At 49.4% G+C, this 17,429-nt stretch carries 15 protein-coding genes; 5 read left to right on the top strand and 10 right to left on the bottom strand.

From position 1 onward, the window contains the following. The first annotated feature begins 10 nt into the window (after positions 1 to 10). Positions 11 to 1,027, top strand: a complete 1,017-nt coding sequence (locus BN1234_RS11770; RefSeq protein WP_054956854.1) for an LLM class flavin-dependent oxidoreductase — start codon at positions 11 to 13, stop codon at positions 1,025 to 1,027. 70 nt (positions 1,028 to 1,097) lie between these two features. Here BN1234_RS11770 and BN1234_RS11775 read toward each other — a convergent pair whose 3' ends face one another. After that, the gene (locus BN1234_RS11775) at positions 1,098 to 3,374 is read right to left on the bottom strand and encodes a helix-turn-helix domain-containing protein (protein WP_054956855.1); all 2,277 of its coding nucleotides are present in this window, start codon (positions 3,372 to 3,374) and stop codon (positions 1,098 to 1,100) included. 426 nt (positions 3,375 to 3,800) lie between these two features. Between BN1234_RS11775 and BN1234_RS11780 the strand changes: the two genes are divergently transcribed. Genes BN1234_RS11780 through BN1234_RS11790 form a run of 3 tightly spaced genes read left to right on the top strand, consistent with a single transcriptional unit; the run spans position 3,801 to position 7,275 of the window. After that, positions 3,801 to 4,700 carry an ABC transporter permease gene (locus tag BN1234_RS11780; RefSeq protein WP_082423181.1) on the top strand — a complete coding sequence of 300 codons (900 nt, stop codon included), beginning with the start codon at positions 3,801 to 3,803 and terminating at the stop codon, positions 4,698 to 4,700. A gap of 13 nt (positions 4,701 to 4,713) precedes the next feature. Beyond that, a complete protein-coding gene (locus BN1234_RS11785) occupies positions 4,714 to 5,598 on the top strand; it encodes a carbohydrate ABC transporter permease (RefSeq protein WP_054956857.1) in 885 nt (294 codons plus the stop codon). A gap of 60 nt (positions 5,599 to 5,658) precedes the next feature. Further along, a complete protein-coding gene (locus BN1234_RS11790; RefSeq protein ID WP_054956858.1) occupies positions 5,659 to 7,275 on the top strand; it encodes an extracellular solute-binding protein in 1,617 nt (538 codons plus the stop codon). A gap of 137 nt (positions 7,276 to 7,412) precedes the next feature. On the opposite strand, the gene BN1234_RS11795 is transcribed toward BN1234_RS11790, so the two are convergent. The 7 genes from BN1234_RS11795 to BN1234_RS11825 form a co-directional block, all read right to left on the bottom strand. After that, on the bottom strand, positions 7,413 to 8,171 hold the full coding sequence (locus tag BN1234_RS11795; RefSeq protein ID WP_054956859.1) for an SDR family NAD(P)-dependent oxidoreductase: 759 nt from the start codon (positions 8,169 to 8,171) through the stop codon (positions 7,413 to 7,415). 93 nt (positions 8,172 to 8,264) lie between these two features. Beyond that, on the bottom strand, positions 8,265 to 9,017 hold the full coding sequence (locus BN1234_RS11800) for an SDR family NAD(P)-dependent oxidoreductase (protein ID WP_054956860.1): 753 nt from the start codon (positions 9,015 to 9,017) through the stop codon (positions 8,265 to 8,267). Between the two features lie 38 nt (positions 9,018 to 9,055). Continuing rightward, positions 9,056 to 9,517, bottom strand: coding sequence for a MarR family winged helix-turn-helix transcriptional regulator (locus BN1234_RS11805; RefSeq protein ID WP_245640158.1), 462 nt, complete (start codon positions 9,515 to 9,517; stop codon positions 9,056 to 9,058). A 306-nt stretch (positions 9,518 to 9,823) separates the two neighbouring features. Next, positions 9,824 to 10,462, bottom strand: a complete 639-nt coding sequence (locus BN1234_RS11810) for an NAD(P)/FAD-dependent oxidoreductase (RefSeq protein ID WP_054956861.1) — start codon at positions 10,460 to 10,462, stop codon at positions 9,824 to 9,826. 50 nt (positions 10,463 to 10,512) lie between these two features. Next, entirely contained in the window at positions 10,513 to 12,954 is a 2,442-nt protein-coding gene (locus BN1234_RS11815; RefSeq protein WP_054956862.1) for a heavy metal translocating P-type ATPase, read from the bottom strand. Between the two features lie 303 nt (positions 12,955 to 13,257). Continuing rightward, the gene (locus BN1234_RS11820; protein WP_054956863.1) at positions 13,258 to 13,581 is read right to left on the bottom strand and encodes a metal-sensitive transcriptional regulator; all 324 of its coding nucleotides are present in this window, start codon (positions 13,579 to 13,581) and stop codon (positions 13,258 to 13,260) included. 67 nt (positions 13,582 to 13,648) lie between these two features. After that, positions 13,649 to 13,894, bottom strand: a complete 246-nt coding sequence (locus tag BN1234_RS11825) for a glutaredoxin family protein (protein WP_054956864.1) — start codon at positions 13,892 to 13,894, stop codon at positions 13,649 to 13,651. Between the two features lie 530 nt (positions 13,895 to 14,424). On the opposite strand from BN1234_RS11825, the gene trpS reads away from it, so the two are divergent. After that, complete coding sequence (trpS, locus tag BN1234_RS11830; RefSeq protein ID WP_054956865.1) at positions 14,425 to 15,411, top strand: tryptophan--tRNA ligase; 987 nt, start codon at positions 14,425 to 14,427, stop codon at positions 15,409 to 15,411. Positions 15,412 to 15,525: 114 nt separating this feature from the next. On the opposite strand, the gene BN1234_RS11835 is transcribed toward trpS, so the two are convergent. Both BN1234_RS11835 and BN1234_RS11840 read right to left on the bottom strand, forming a co-directional pair. Then, positions 15,526 to 16,833 carry a 6-phospho-beta-glucosidase gene (locus BN1234_RS11835; protein WP_054956866.1) on the bottom strand — a complete coding sequence of 436 codons (1,308 nt, stop codon included), beginning with the start codon at positions 16,831 to 16,833 and terminating at the stop codon, positions 15,526 to 15,528. Between the two features lie 33 nt (positions 16,834 to 16,866). Beyond that, positions 16,867 to 17,429: BadF/BadG/BcrA/BcrD ATPase family protein (locus tag BN1234_RS11840; protein ID WP_370733928.1), on the bottom strand; the 563-nt coding region annotated here is incomplete at its 5' end.

Here is a 17,429-nt window from a genome sequence, read left to right on the forward strand (position 1 = left end):
GGATATTCAGATGACAGTATCCAAAACAGTTCAACATATACCCGTTTCTATTCTGGACCTGGCTCCAATTACTGAAGGGAGCACGGCCGCGGAATCGCTTCGGAACTCGCTTGATCTTGCCCAGCATGCAGAGAAGTGGGGATATCACCGCTACTGGCTTGCAGAGCATCACAACATGACAGGTATCGCAAGCTCAGCTACTTCCGTGGTTATTGGACATATTGCAGCCGGTACCCAAACGATGCGGATCGGTGCCGGGGGCATCATGCTGCCGAACCATTCCCCGCTCGTTATCGCTGAGCAGTTCGGTACCCTGGAGTCACTTTTTCCAGGCCGGATCGACCTTGGCCTTGGCCGGGCACCAGGCTCAGACCAGCTGACGGCGCGTGCTCTGCGCCGCGGTCCGGGCAGCGATGGTCAGGATTTCCCTGAACGGCTGGGTGAGCTTCGCAATTACTTCCATCCAACCTCCGGCTCCTCCATGCAAGTACGGGCCGTTCCCGGGGAGGGACTGGATGTTCCGATCTGGCTGCTTGGCTCCAGCGGATTCAGTGCACAGTTATCCGCTCAGCTTGGACTGCCGTTTGCGTTTGCCAGCCACTTCGCACCGGATTACCTGCTGCCTGCACTGGATCTGTACCGCAGCAACTTTAAACCTTCCGAAGAACTGCAGCAGCCCTATGCCATGGTTGGCGTTAATGTGATCTGTGCAGATACGGATGAAGAAGCGCACCGTCTTGCCACTTCAGCGCAGCAGCAGTTCCTGAATATTATCCGGGGCCGCACGGGTCAGCTTAAGCCGCCGGTCGACAGTATGGATGACATCTGGAGCCCGCAGGAAAAAGCGGTTGTCGGACGTACTCTCAGCTTCTCCGCTATCGGAAGCCCAGCCACAGTGCGTGAGCAGCTGGATCGCTTTATCGACATGACAGACGCGGACGAGATCATTGTGGCATCTGCCATTTACGATCATAAAGCCCGTCTCCGTTCCTATGAGCTGCTGGCGGACATCGGCATCACTAAATAACTCACCATTTACCATGAAAAGACCAGCTGATATCCTGCGGGATATCGGCTGGTCTTTTCTATTCCTTTCGTTAAGGGCATATTTGGTGATCATCGGTTCCGTTCTGTACCATTTCGAGCTTACGGTATTCTCCCGGCGGTATGCCCGTCATCTTCTTGAACATCCGGTTGAAGGAGGTCACATTGCTGTAGCCGAGATGGCTGCTGATCTCCTGAATAGACATGCTGCTTGCTCCAAGCAGATCCTTCGCCTTACGGATCCGGACCGAGTTGAAATGCTCACTGAAGTTAGCGCCGGTCTTCTCCTTGATATAGACGGAAAGATACGCCGCCGACAGGTTCAGACTTTCAGCCAGATGATCCAGCGAAATCTCGCTTCCCACCCCATTGGCGATATAGTCCATCACATAAGAAATAATGGGGTCCTGCTCCTCCTTCTTGGATTGGATGACTTCGGCGGCTGTTTCAAACAGCTGGGCAAAAAAGAGCTTGAAATGCTCCAGGGTGCAGCATTCCATCATGAGCTTCGTCTGCTGCTTCGCCATTCCCTGGTCAACCGTTCCATACGGCTCCAGAATCTTCATCACCCTGGTTATGATGCCGTCCGACAGCCTTCGCAGCTGGCGGATGCTTGCCTCCTTGCGGTTGAACTGGTCCAGCATCCGTTCAATAAAGGAGATGCAGAACGGTGCATTCCCGGCCTGCAAATTCGCGTACAGCTCATGTTCCTGCTGCACCGTAAATACCAGCGCTCCCGCATCCGGCTGCGGTCCGCGGATGATTTGTGTCTCATCGACCGGCCTGCCGCACTGGACCAGCTCCAGCACCTCATTATACGCTTCACTGAATTCGGAAGAATTCGGATAAACCGAGCTGATGCCGATGGTCACCAGCACATAGCTGTTATCTTGATCCAGCCGCTCCTTCAGCCCGGACAGGGCTTTGTCGAGATCCTCCCGCACTTCGTCCCTGCGGATCAGGGAAATAATCTGATTATTCTCAATCTGCAGCGTGTGGGAAGATGGAATAAACTCCGAGACGATGACATTGATGTACTCATGTATGTAATACGCCATCCGGTTCGTCTTCATATGCGTGCTTTCCGCTGGCCTTGCCTTGAAGTGGAGCTGATACAGCACAAGAATAAAAGGCTCCTCCAGCTCGGCGATGTCCTTCCAATCATTGATGTCTGACACAATCGCTTTCAGTTTATTGATATAACCGAAGCTGGTGAGCAGTGACTGTTTGTTTTGAAGCTCCTGGTGGATCGATTCCTTCTCCAGCATTAAATTGCGGATATTTTGATGAATAAGATCAAATTCATGAACCCTGCTGTCCAGTCTGGCCGAATTGGGGTGAAGGATTGAGGCCATGAACTGTTTCACCGGCCGATGGATTCCCCGGACAAAATACATGGACACCAGCAGTCCGAGCACGATCGAGACGGCCAAGATGAGTATCAGATTCCAGTTGGTGCTTCTTACTTTCGCCGCAATGCTTGAGGATGACACGGCCGTCACATAGGTTAAATTGTTCTCCTCATCCTTTTCCTTAAAGAAATAGTATCCGTGCGACAGTGTGAATGTCTCATTTCCATCAAGAGCGGGAATAGCATCTATCATTACATTTCCGGGTGTGCGATACAGTACCGCCCCGTCCCCGTCCAGAATGATAAACTGCTTATCCTCCGCATCATCATAAAAAGCCTCATTCATCAGCCTGGCATCCAGAAAGGCGATAACCTGATAGTTCGAGGACGGCATATGAAAGGATACCGGGATGATGCCCAGTGTCTTTGAGGCATTCAGTCCCGATGTAAGGAAAGCGCTTTCCGAATGGATCATAAAGCTGCCTGGTCTGCTGATATTGTCCTCCCAATAAGAAACGGAATACGGCTCGCTTACATAAAATTTCGAAAACATCATATCGGCGGACAGGCTGCCTTCCTTATCCAGCACAACCCCGCCTTTATTAAAATGAATCAACAGATTGTCCAAATAAAACATCGGATTGGATGCATGAGTCCGAAGCTCCCTTAGAATATCCTTGGCTTCTCTGTAATTGATATCCTTCGCCTCCCGCTTCTCAATCTGATGATGGAAGGCAACAACATCGTCCTTCGAATAAATATCAAATACCAACGTCTTGACCCGCTCAAAATGAGTTTGATACCGTTCGGCGGTGTTTCTCAGCATCATCCGGTTATACTGAATGATTTCGTTCTGTACGCCTTTACTAAACAAGCCGACAGACAAGAGATTAAACATGGAAAACAGAAGGATAATGACCAGAAAACTGACATAAATCCGAAATACGAAGCTCCGCTGCTTAAACCATTTCCACTTCAATTGCTCTTATCCCTCCGTTTCGCAGTTTGACAATTGCATGGTCACCCATATTTTACCTAAAACACTGTCTCACAGTACAATCATTTTTTTGTAAAGTTATCTTTTCTTTATCTCAGCCAATAAGACGATAAGATCATAAAGAAGTGTTCATTTTCATGCACCGATTCTCCTGCTAAGATGCAATAAAACCCCGGGAAAGGAGAGAATTTTCATTTTCACGCTCCGTTAATACAAGGAAAACAAACGCCTTATACAATGGATTTAAATTCATGGCATGGATGAACTTGATAAAAAGAGGTGGTCTGAGCTGCATTTTCCTGTTTCTCTTTGTTCCTGATCGACCTATAGAAAGGAGAGTCGTGTTTGTCTACTCCCCATTTGGTACCAACCGCTTCTAAAAAGACCCGAAACCAAACGGACCGACGCATGGTATATAAACGCATAAAAAAGAACTGGGATCTGTACCTGCTGATCCTTCCTGTAATCGCTTTCTTTCTGGTCTTCGAATACGGGCCGATGTACGGTCTGCAGATTGCCTTTAAAGATTTTATCGCCAATAAAGGAATACTGGACAGCCCGTGGGTAGGCCTCAAGCATTTCGAGCGCTTTTTTGACAGCTATTATTTCTGGAGGCTTCTCGGTAACACGCTTGGCATCGGTCTGTACCAGCTGCTTGTCGGCTTTCCGATCCCGATCATCCTGGCGCTGCTCATTAATGAGGTCCGTTCCAGAAAATTCAGCCGGTTCGTGCAGACGATCACGTATGCTCCCCACTTCTTGTCCACTGTCGTCATGGTCGGATTACTGTACATTTTCCTCTCGCCGCAAACGGGTCTGCTCAACACACTGATCACCTCGCTCGGCGGGAACCCGATCGCCTTCTTGACGAAGCCGGAGTGGTTCAAGAGCATCTTCGTCTTGTCAGGCGTCTGGCAGCAGATGGGATGGAGCTCCATCATCTACCTGGCCGCGCTAGCGGGCATCGACCAGCAGCTTCATGAGGCTGCACGTGTGGACGGCGCCAGCCGCTGGCAGCGGATCTGGCACATCAACCTGCCAGGGATTATGCCGACGATTATCGTACTGCTCATCCTGAACATGGGCTCCCTGCTCGGTGTCGGGTTTGAGAAGGTATTCCTGATGCAGAATTCGCTGAATATGCCGGCGTCCGATGTCATCTCCACGCATGTATACCGCAAGGGGATCATTGACGGTCAGTACAGCTATTCCGCCGCTGTCGGCCTGTTCAACTCAGTGATTAACTTTATCCTGCTGGTTACCGTCAACCGTATCGCCCGCAAAATAAATCAGACCAGTCTGTGGTAGGAGGTGATGGATCTTGAATAATCAAAGTAAAAGCGAGAAGTGGTTTGACCGGGGTGTGCATATCGTTTTAATTCTTATCTGCGTAGCCGTGCTGTACCCGCTCGTCTTCGTCCTCATGGCGTCCATCAGCAGCCCGGATGCCGTCATGCGGGGCGAGGTGTGGCTCTGGCCGAAAGAGCTTACGATGGTCGGATACAGCAAAATTTTTCAGAATGACGAAATTCTGATTGGTTACGGAAACACCATCCTGTATACGGTGGTCGGAACGGCAATCAATCTGGTAATGTCCATCGCAGCGGCTTATCCGCTTTCCCGGAAGGATTTCTTCGGCCGCAATACCATTGCTGCCCTGCTAGTGTTTACGATGTTCTTCAGCGGAGGGATGGTTCCGACCTACCTGCTCGTCAAAAGTCTCGGGATGCTGAATTCTATGTGGGCGCTGCTCATTCCGGGAGCCGTGTCCGTGTACAATGTCCTGATTATGCGGACCTTCTTCCAGAACGGCATTCCTTATGAGGTTCAGGAGGCCGCTTCGATTGACGGCTGCTCGAATATGAGCACCTTGATCCGGATCGTGCTGCCGTTATCCATGCCGATTATTGCCGTTATGATCCTGTTCTACAGCGTCGGACATTGGAACGCCTACTTCAGCGCATTGATCTACTTGACCGACCGCGACAAGTACCCGCTTCAGCTGTTCCTGCGCGAGATCCTCATCCAGGGCCAGATGCAGGAGATGCTTGGTATTGGCGACGATACCCAGTCCCGAATTGTCATGGAGGGCGAGGCCATTAAATACGCAGCTGTCATTGTTGCGAACCTGCCTGTACTCTGCCTCTACCCGTTCCTGCAGAAGTATTTTGTCAAAGGCGTTATGATTGGAGCAGTCAAAGGCTAGTATGCCATGCCAGATTAACGGATTCATAAACATTTTCCAATTGAAAGGGTGTCTATTTGGATGAAAAGAAAAAGCTTGGTTTCATTATTGCTGGCTGCAGCCTTGACAGGAAGCCTGCTCTCCGGCTGCGGCAGCAAGACCGACGGAAAGACGGAAGCGGCTAACAAGGATAATGTGAACTTGACAGGCATGCCTATTGTCAAAGAGCCGGTATCCCTTACCTTCTTCACCGGTAAGGCAGCTACGAACGGCAATAACTTTGAAGAAACCCTTGTATGGAAAGAATACGCCAAGATGTCTAACATCAATGTTAAGTTCGAGCTGGTTCCGTTCGATAACCTGACCGAGAAGCGGAATTTGGCTCTGGCCAGCGGCGACTATCCCGATGCCTTTTACAGTGCCCGGGTGCCTGCGGCAGATCTGATGAAATACGGCTCCCAGGGAACCTTTATCAAGCTGAATGACCTGATCGACCAGTATGCGCCGAACTTTAAGGCCCTCATGGAGAAGTATCCGGACCTGAAGAAGGGATTGACCATGCCTGACGGCAATATTTATTCCTTCCCTTCCTTCTACAGCCCTGAATTTCTGCCGATGTTGATCGGTACGCCGCTGTGGGTCAAGCAGGAATTCCTCGATAAGCTGAATATGAAGGAACCGACGACAACCGAGGAGTTCTATCAATACTTAAAGGGTGTCAAGGAGAACGATCTGAACGGAAACGGCAAGAAGGATGAAATCCCGTATGCCGGAACAGGAATCAATCCGCTGATCGAGCAGCTGCGGGGAGCATGGGGCTTCGGCAACCGGGGCCTCGGCCATAAGCATGTGGACGTGGACCCTGCTACGAATGAGCTCCGGTTCTTCCGTACGGACCCGAAATATAAAGAGGTCATTGAATATATGCGTAAGCTGTATACAGAAGGCCTGATCGACAACGAAATTTTCACAATCAAGACCAGCGCGCTTTACGCTAAAGGACAGGAAGGCATTTTCGGGGCAACCATTAATCCCAACCCGGCAACCCAAATGAACCAGACCGGTTACTTTGGACTTGGCGCTTTGAAAGGACCGTATGGCGATCAGCTGTACACGCATATTAAAGTCCCTGTCGTTTGGCCGGGCGCCTTCGTCATTACGGATAAGAACAAAAATCCGGAAGCGACTGTAAGATGGATGGACCACTTCTACGGTGATGAGGGAGCGACCTTCTACTTCATGGGCCTTGAAGGGCAGACATACACCAAAAATGCAGACGGAGAGCTGCAATTCACAGAAGAGATCACGAAAAACCCGAACGGACTTACCATGGACCAGGCTTTGGCCAAATATATTACTTGGCTGGGCGGCAGCTATCCGGGATACGTGCAGGTGAAGTACTTTAAAGGGTCTGAATCACTTCCTGAATCGATTGCCGTCGGTGAAAAAGCCGAGCCTTATAAGATTAAGGAACAGTGGAGCGCCTTCAACTATACGGAAGAAGAGACAGATTTCATGTCCACCGTTGGAGCGGATATCGGCACCTATATCGAAGAGATGGAAGCGAAGTTCATTACGGGAGCAGCTCCGATGTCCGATTGGGATAAGTACGTGGCACAGGTTGAGAAGATGGGAGTTTCCGAGTATATGGAAATTTACAAAAAGGCTTATGAGCGTTACCAAAAAGTCGGCGAGTAAGCAGACAGCTGCAGACGCGGTCGAATCCCGCTTGGCTGCATCGCATTTACAATAAAAAAGCACCCCTTGGCATGCAGCTCAGAAATCCGCGCTGCCCCAAGGGGTGCTTTAATTTATGCTGAGAGTAACAACAGACGTTACAGTGTCAAACCGCCATCAACGTTGACGAGGGAGCCTGTCATGTAACTGGAAGCCGGAGATGCCATGAATGCTACCACATTGGCAATTTCCTCAGGTTCTGCCGGACGGCCCATTCTCACATTGGAGACTTCCTCAGGAACATAGCCGCCTTCCTGGAAGGATTTCATGACGCCTGCGGTCAAGGCCGTTTTTACTGCTCCCGGCAAAATAGCATTGATCCGGATGCCTCTTTTCACATATTCGAGTGCAGCCGATTTGGTCATCCCAACAACGCCGTGTTTCGTTGCCGAGTATACACTTGCACTGTGCTCACTGCGGATACCTGCGGTTGAAGCCGTGTTCAGAATATGACCGCTGCCCTGCCGGTCCATAACTTGAAGAACATACTTCATGCCAAGGAAGCAGCCTTTCAGATTGACGGCTACAAGGCGGTCGAACTCAGCTTCTTCGATATCGGCAAGCCGGTTAAACTTCTGTACCACGCCAGCGTTGTTATAGAAGAAATCAATTCTTCCATACGCCTCCACAGCTTTGTTCACATAGTTCTGAACATCTTCGCTCTTGGATACGTCGGCTTGAACGAAGATACCATTCCCGCCCTTATCCTTAATCATCTGAAGCGTTTCTTCACCCGATTGTGCGTTATAGTCAACCAGAACGACGGTTGCGCCATTCTCCGCCAGCTTGATGCTGCTTGCACGGCCAATACCGCTGCCTGCACCTGTAATGATAGCTACTTGATTATTTTCCGACATGATGACACTCTCCTCATCTCACGATAGACACTGATGTAAATGTAAATAACCTTTTACTATAGCTGATATTGAATATTGAATATGAGGCGATTCTTATTTTGCGAAGTATCCGCCATCGATTGGAAGCTCAACGCCTGTAATGTAAGAAGATTCGTCCGAAGCAAGGAATAATACACCTCTTGCGATATCCTCTGCTTTACCCAAGCGTGGCAATGGAGTCATGGATTGGAACCAGGTTGTCATTCTCTCATCCTTAAACATGTCTTTAGTCATTGGAGTTTCAATGAATCCAGGGTGAACGGAGTTTACACGAATATGATATTTTGCAAAATCAACCGCTGTCGCTTTGGTCAGCATGCGTACCGCACCTTTACTTGCTGTGTAAGGGCCTGCGCCGCTGCCGCCAGTCAGGCCAGCAATGGAGGAGATGTTAACGATGGAGCCTCCGCCATTCTCGATCATATGAGGAATAACAGCTTTTTGGCCAAGGAACACGCTATTCAAGTTGATCTTCATCACTCTCTCGAAGGACTCTACAGTCTGCTCCATGTATGGAGTCGCACTGGAAATACCGGCGTTGTTGACGAGAATGTCAATCTTGCCGAATCTTGCAATAGCTTCTTCAGCAACACGTGCCCAATCTTCCTCGGAAGCAACGTTATGCTTCAAGGCAAGCGCCTCGCCACCCATTGCTTCGATCTCTTTAGCCACTTCTTTTACCTTCTCTGCCTGAAGGTCAGTAAGGACTACCTTCGCTCCTTCTTGTACAAAAAGAAGTGCATCTGCTTTACCCATACCGCCTGCAGCACCTGTAATGACAGCTACTTTATTGTCTAATCTTCCCATTTGTAATACCCTCCAGTATGTGACTAAGGAGTCACCGGTTATTGGAAATTCCGCTGTTGTAAGCGCCTGATCGTCTTCTCATAAGATGCAATAAGCAGATCCACTTCCTGCTCGGAAAAATCAGTCCATAGTCCGTCGGTTAATTCCTTATACCTCTCAAGCATCTTTGTTGTAACGTCTCGGCCTTCATCTGTAATCTTCAGATACACAATCCGTCTGTCCGTTTGGCTTGGGACACGCTCTGCATGTCCTTTTTTAACAAGTTTGTTGGTCAAATTGGACACCGCCGGAAGGGTTACTCCCAGCGTACCGGCAATTTCTGAACAAGTCCGCATCTCATCATCTGCAAGCATCTGAAGAATAAAATATTGAGATGCTGTCAGTTCGTTGTCCAGCAGCCTGGCGAATCCGACAACAAGACTGTTTGCGTAACTGGAAGCCAGCTGCGACAGTCTATCCTTCTTGTCCAGATTCATCACCTCGATCTTATAATTTTTCATTTTAATGGTACGTAATTAAGAAGTTAACACCTTTGAATAATTCAAGTGTAACCCTTGTCCATCCCCCAGTCAATGTTGTGTAATGGCTTACTTGCTATTCATTTCCTGGCCTGTTTTATTGCATGCATTATAACCAAGACGATCTTAAGAATTATTACCCGCTGTCGTTCTGTACTTACATCGAAAATAGGCAGGACATGTTGAAAGATTGTGACAAAACGAGTGGTAATATATGGACTTTATCTGCATCAAAAAAAGGAGACAGCCCCGAGAAGATGGTTGATCTTCCGGCGTGTCTCCCCATGTCTATTCGGCTGCTATACTAGAGCTGATCACCAGCTCATGCAGCTTCTCTGGCGTTATTCTTTTGACATATCGGGCGTATGTCTCCTTCTTCTTTCCATTCTCTTGATAAATCGAGATCAGACGATCCACAATGGGCAGAAGCTTCTCTTCCGGAACATCCTTCATGAACAGCTGCGCAAGGCTGGCCTTGATTCCCTTGGGCTCCCCGCCAATGTAAATATCAAATACATCCCTCATCTTCACGACGCCAATATCTTTAATCAGCGGTTCGCTTGTGCCGAGTGCGCACCCCGCATATCCAATCTTAAGCGGGCTGGGCACTTCACGATCGGCTACGATTTCATCAAGCCTTTGGGCGATATCCAGTCCAGCATCCTCTGCTCCCCGGCAAAAGTTGCATGTGATCAGGCTCTTGGACACGAATCCCGCAGGATGCACTTCCAGTCCCGCCTGTCTCAGCTGCTCCTGCACTTCAGGAATCCGTTCCTCTTCCATCGCCACATATAACTGCTTAAAGGTTGTCATTTCGATCTCTGCATCCGGTCCTACGATAGAACCGAGTACAGCAAGCTGCTGAGGCTTAAACAGAGTTCCCCCAACCTTGAAGCCTGGTGTTACCGCGAATTTCTTCATCACCATGTCCCATGAATCTCCCCTCTGCCATCATGCCATCCATTCCAGCTTTAGCCTTACACCTTCATGCGCTGCAGTCTGAGCGCATTCAGGACGACTGATACCGAGCTCAGCGCCATTGCTGCACCCGCTACCCAAGGAGCCAAAAGGCCAAGGGCAGCAACCGGGATACCGAGAGAGTTATAACCTAGAGCCCAGAACAGGTTCTGACGGATGTTCGACATCGTTTTGCGGCTCATGTAGATCGCATCCGGAATGCTGTTCAGGTCACCCTTCATCAAGGTAACATCTGCGGCTTCCATCGCAACGTCCGTACCTGTACCAATCGCCATTCCGATATCCGCCATGGCCAATGCCGGAGCGTCATTAATGCCGTCCCCGACCATGGCCACCTTCTTGCCCTGCTGCTGTAATTTCTTCACTTCTTCTGCTTTGCCTTCAGGAAGAACTTCGGCACGGACATGATCTATACCGGCCTCTTTAGCAATCGCCTGGGCTGTACGCTCGTTATCTCCTGTAATCATGATGACTTCGATACCCATGCCTTTCAATCGGGCTACCGCTTCCTTCGAGGTTTCCTTGATCGTATCAGCCACAGCTACTATCCCTGCAAACTTTCCGTCTACAGCTGCCAGCATCGCTGTCTTGCCTTCCATTTCAAGCTCGGACATGCGTGAATCCGCCTGACCTATTTCAATCTCATATTTCTTCATTAGCTTGCGAGTACCTACCAGTACGGTAGCGCCTTCGACTACAGCGCGAATTCCGTAACCCGGAACGGCTTCGAACTCACCCACAGCAGGAAGAGTAATTCCTTCAGCTGTGATACCTGCTACAATAGCTTCGGCGAGTGGATGCTCAGAGTTTCTCTCCGCTGCGCCCACCAGGCGTTTAAACAGGGCTTCATCCATTCCATTCACTTCAACATCGGTTAGCTCCGGCTTCCCTTTGGTCACCGTGCCCGTCTTATCGAGGATGATCGTATCAATCTTGTGCGTGGACTCCAGATGCTCCCCGCCTTTAAACAGTACACCCAGCTCTGCCGCACGTCCCGAACCAGCCATAATGGATGTCGGCGTTGCAAGACCTAGCGCACATGGGCAGGCAATAACCAGAACGGCAATGGCAATTTCGAGTGAGCGTGCAAAGTCGCCGGGAGTAACCAGGAAGTACCATACCAGGAACGCAGCAATGGCTATACCTACAACAATCGGAACGAAAATACCTGAGATCACGTCAGCAATACGCTGAATTGGCGCCTTCGAGCCCTGTGCCTCTTCGACAACCTTAATGATCTGTGCCAGCGCCGTTTCCTTACCCACTTTCGTTGCCTTGATCATCAGTCTGCCGTTTTTGTTCATCGTAGCCCCGATGACAACGTCACCGGCTTTCTTCTCTACCGGTATACTCTCACCGGTCAGCATCGACTCATCTACAGCGGATGTGCCTTCAATGACTTCACCATCTACCGGCACTTTCTCGCCAGGCTTAATCATAACCACATCACCGCGCTGCACCTGCTCTACCGGTATCGACATTTCCTGTCCGTCCCGGACAACCACAGCGGTCTTCGCCTGCAGTCCCATCAGTGTCTTAATCGCTTCAGAAGTCCGTCCTTTAGCGAGGGCCTCGAACAGCTTGCCGAGCAGCACCAGGGTAATCAGAATCGCACTTGTTTCGTAATACATAGCCGGTCCGTGATGGGCACTCGCTCCTGCTAAAGCCCAATCTATGGTCAAATACAAGCTGTAAAAATACGCCGCCGATGTACCCAGAGAGACGAGCACATCCATATTTGCGCTCTTATTACGAAGCGCTGTATAAGCACCCACATAAAACTGCTTGCCGATATAAAATTGGACCGGTGTTGCCAGAATCAACTGGAACCACGGATTCATAAATATATCCGGTATCCAGATCCACGAGGTAAAGGAAAAGTGGCTTACCATGGACCAGAGAAGTGGAAGTGACAGAATAGCGGATATGAGCAGCTTGCGTTTCTTTTTCTGGATCTCTTTCTCCTGGTGCTCTGATTTATCCGTCTGCTCTTCCTTCGGCATTGCCTGATATCCGAGCTTATCAATGCGCTGCTGGATTTCCGGGATGCTGACTTCTGCCGGATTGTATTCCACCCGGAGACTCTCCATAGCGAAGTTCACAGCGGAGCTGTATACGCCCGGCATTTTGCCAACGACCTTCTCAATCTTGACCGCACAAGCCGCACAGTACATGCCGACCAACTGCAGATCTGCCGTCTCCTTCGCTGTCCCGTATCCAAGCTTCTCAATCTTCTCTTCCATCTGCTGCACTGTGACCACCTTCGGGTCGAAGGTTACGGCTGCCCGCTCCAGCGCAAAGTTCACATTCGCCTCCTGCACGCCTTCCATCCTGCCAAGGCCCTTCTCGATCCGATTCGCACAGGCAGCACAGGTCATTCCTGTCAACTGCATTGTGGTCTTCTTCAACTCATTCTGAAGTGATTCGGTTTCTCCACCCATTCTTTATACACCTCTTCCCATTCAATTAACGTTCAACTCCGCGTATAAATAAACCTCACACTCTCGGATTCATTCTACCGTGCTGCTTCTTCTCATTATCGTTACCGGGCATTCTAACTTGCATTCCTGCATCCTTCTTACCCGAAATCCTGATGGACTGCTATATATCCTGGCTTAATGAATATATTTCCCTTAACTTGGAATTAGTTTACCCCCCTACCCTATATTTGTCAAGCGCTTCATTCATCTTTTCGAAAAAAATAATAATGCCACACCGGTTATGCGGGTGGCATGTTGTCCAACTTACTTCATTAATTTGTTCATCGTAACCAAGAGCTCAGATATAACTTCATCATCGCCCTCTTGAATTCTCTCGATCACGCAACTCTTCATATGATGCTCCAGCAGGAGCTTCCCCACCCCATTCAAGGCTGACTGAATGGACGATATCTGATTTAACACATCGTCACAATAGGTGTCCTTCTCGATGAGTCCCTTTACACCGCGAATTTGTCCCTCAATCCGGTTCAGACGGCTGATTAAGTTGCTTTTGGTCTTATCCGAATGATGGCTCTTGCGTTCTCCCGGGACGGAACAACTCTCATGGGTCTGATCTACTGTCTCCACTAACGATCCCCTCCTAAATTACACCTATTTTATAATAACCGCTGTCTTGGCGTATAGAGGCCCGTTGTTAACCTAACAGCAGCTTCTCAATCTCCTGACGATTAAAAACAAATCCGAAAAACTCCTGGTTATTAATATATATCGTAGGCACCAGGGTCTTTCCTGAACGTTTGCGAAGCTTCTCCGCATATTTCGGTTCATCAGCAATGCTGTATTCTTTATAGCTTATAATATGCTCATTCAGGAACTTCTTAAAATTCCGGCAGTCTTCACAGGTTGGTGTGGTGTACACTTCAACTTTCGGTCTTCTCATCAAAAGCCCCTCCTTGTTCAGATGAAACAAGATTCTTTATATATTATATCATATAGCCCCCTACCCTATCCACACTATTCGCAAGGAAGTTATCGCCCAAATAACGAAGCTCAAGTTCAGGTACATGATGATCCCGCTCCCGTCCATCTTGACGTTCGATCTGAAATATGGCATCTTTATAGGAACTAATATTACACGAAAGCCATGAAGGGAAAATAGTAGCTTATCCATCGTTGTTCAAGCGAGCCGGCGGCCGGTGTGAGGTCCGGTACAACGAGGTCTGTGAATGGGTCCCTTCGCTTCAAACCGAACTCCTGATCAAGCAGGTCAGTAGGCTTTGACGGCACTCCCCCGTTATCACGGGAGAAATGATCGGAGCAGGTTATGTAATTACGCCTCTCTTCCCGTCATGTTAAAGTGCGGCACATGTTGCCGAAAAGTGGTGGTACCGCGGAGTCAAACACTTCGTCCCTGATGACAGGGGCGAGGTGTTTTTTTATAGTTTCATAAATCCAAGGAGGTCAACGATTATGAATAAAAGAATGCTTTCGGGCATTAAGCCCAGCGGAGATTTGAACATCGGCGGATACAGCGGCTCACTCAGCCAGTTTGTAGCTAACCAGCACGATTACGAATGCTTTTTCTTCATCCCTGATCTGCACGCCATTACGGTATATCAGGACCCTAAAGAGCTGCACCAGCGTTCCCGTGACCTGGCTGCCTTGTACATTGCGGCAGGCATCGATCCCAACAAAGCGACCATCTTCCTGCAATCCCAAGTGTCTGCGCATGCCGAGCTGTCATGGCTGCTGGAAAGCCAGGCTCATTTCGGTGAGTTAAGCCGGATGACACAATTTAAGGATAAATCCGAAGGCAAGGATACGGTAAGCTCTGCGCTGTTCACCTATCCCGTGCTGATGGCGGCAGATATCCTGCTGTATCAGGCCACTCATGTGCCTGTCGGCGATGACCAGAAGCAGCATGTCGAGCTGACGCGCGATTTGGCTGCAAGATTTAACAATAAATACGGTAAGACCTTTGTGATCCCTGAGCCAGTCATCCAGGAAACAGGTGCAAGAATCATGGGTCTGGATGATCCAACGAACAAAATGAGCAAGAGCAATCCGAACCAGAACAGCTACGTACTGCTCCTTGATGACCCTGCCGTTATACGCAAAAAGTTCTCCCGGGCTGTAACCGACTCCGATATGTGTGTACGCTACGACTGGGACACCAAGCCAGAGGTCAGCAACCTGATTGAGATTTACTCGGTATTCTCAGGTGAATCCATTCCGGCGATTGAGAAGCAGTATGAAGGCCAAGGCTACGGTGCGTTCAAGAAGGGTCTCGCTGAGGCAGTCATCGCGAAGCTCGAACCGATCCAGAAAACATATCATGAGATCATTAACTCCAAGGATCTGGATGATATCCTCAAGGACGGTGCTGTACGTGCCAATGAAGCGGCTCAAGTAACACTGCAGGCTGCGAAGCGCGCGATGGGCTTTGTCACCTTCTAAATAAAATAAAAGAGCCTCCCAGAGAGGGTGCAAACCGAGTTGGTTCGCATCACTCTTAAACGGGAGGCTCTTCTTATCTATCTATAAAATCAGTGCATCTGTATTACGAATGCACTACTTGAAAAACGCAGGCAGATAAGCTTTATGAGCTTCGAGCAGCTCATCCAGTACTTTTGCGGCCACATCTACAGATGGTACGAGCGGATGATGAGCCAGCGCCTGAAGTGCAATACCGCGATCGCCGGTTACCGCCGCATCGATGGTTAATTTCTCATATACTTTGACCGCATGCATCAAGCCCTTCACATTCTCAGGTACATGCTTAGGCGCCAGCACAATCGGTCCTTGTCCGGTTACTACGCAGTTTACCTCAATGCTGGCATCTGGAGGCAAGAAGTCAAATGTATTTCCGTTCGCCACATTCAAGGTCTGAATATCGCGCTTGTCATTATAGATGGAGTTCATCAGATTCACCGCTGCCTCGGAGTAGAAGGCGCCGCCGCGCTGTTCCAGCTGCTTCGGCTTCACATCGAGATTCACATCCTGATACAGCCCAAACAATTCCTTCTCCACCCGGCTGACGACATCAGCACGCGTTCCGTTCTTCTCCAGGGCGGCCTTCATATCAGCGAACATGGTATCTGTCATGTAGTAATATTTCAGGTAATAGGTCGGAATCGCACCCAGTGATTTCAGGAAATCTGCATCCCAGCCGAGGGTTGGAACATTTTTAGCCGTGTAGGTCTTTCCGCCATCCAGCAATTCAGGGAGCTTCTCTTCTCCTTGAACAATCGCCGAGGTTACCCAGTGCAGGTGGTTAATACCTACAAACTCCGGAAGCACTTCCTTCTCGGGCACCTGATATTCTGCTGCCAGGAACTTCTGGAAGTTAATCGGGGAATTACACAAGCCGACGGAACGGACTTTACTGTGCTTCAGCACCGCTTCGGTTACAATACCTGCCGGATTCGTAAAGTTCAGCATCCATGCATTCGGAGCCAGCTCCTCGATATCCCGGCAAATATCCAGAATAACAGGCACGGTACGAAGAGCCTTCATCATTCCTCCCGGACCTGTTGTTTCCTGACCGATAACGCTGTGCTGAATTGGAATATGCTCATCCAGCTTACGGGCAGCCAGCAGACCGATACGCATCTGAGTTGTTACGAAATCTGCGCCTTCGATCGCACGTCTGCGGTCAAGCGTCAGGTGAACATCAATGGGAAGCCCGGATTTCTCAATCATACGTTTAGCCAGGTTACCTACGATATCCAGCTTATGCTTACCTTCCTCAATGTCAACGAACCACAGCTCGCGGATTGGCATTTGATCATAGTTGCGAATAAATCCTTCTACGATTTCCGGTGTGTACGAGGAGCCCCCGCCAATGACCGTAATTTTGAGTCCTTTCGGTTGTGCCATTTCAATCGCCTCCATAGTTGATGTATATATCGTCTAGAAAGACAGGGATTTCAATCGGTTTTCGGTTTCCGCATCAATCACTTGTCCATCCGCATCCATTGCACTAAGCAAAGCACCCGCTACAGGGTCTGAGGTTAAGTGTACACATCTGGCATGAGGTGCCCGCTTGGCCACGCCGCGCTCGATGGCATTCGTAAAGACGACATTCCTGCCTTTGTTTAAAACGCTTCCAATATAGACAATATCGAACTCTTCATCCGCCATTCCAAGACGCTCGATCAATGTACATACGGCATTAGCCAGCTCTTCACCTTCGGTTTCAAGAATGGAGACCGCTACATCATCGCCTGCTTCTGCGGCTTGGAGCAATGTTTTCACCAGGCTGGAGGGAATGGAAATCTTCTCATACAGCACATCTTCAAACAAAGCTTCCACGGAGGTATATCCCGTATGCTCAAGCACCAAAGACGTTAACATGGTCTTGGGGCCACGCCCGTCCCACGCCCTCATCACAGACCGGAATGCCAGTAATGCAAGTCCCGATCCACCCGCATACCCATCCCCATACTTAAAACCAAAACCGCCATATTGCAGCT

It is taken from the genome of Paenibacillus dakarensis (assembly GCF_001373415.1).
GTDB classification, from domain to species: domain Bacteria; phylum Bacillota; class Bacilli; order Paenibacillales; family Paenibacillaceae; genus Paenibacillus_AQ; species Paenibacillus_AQ dakarensis.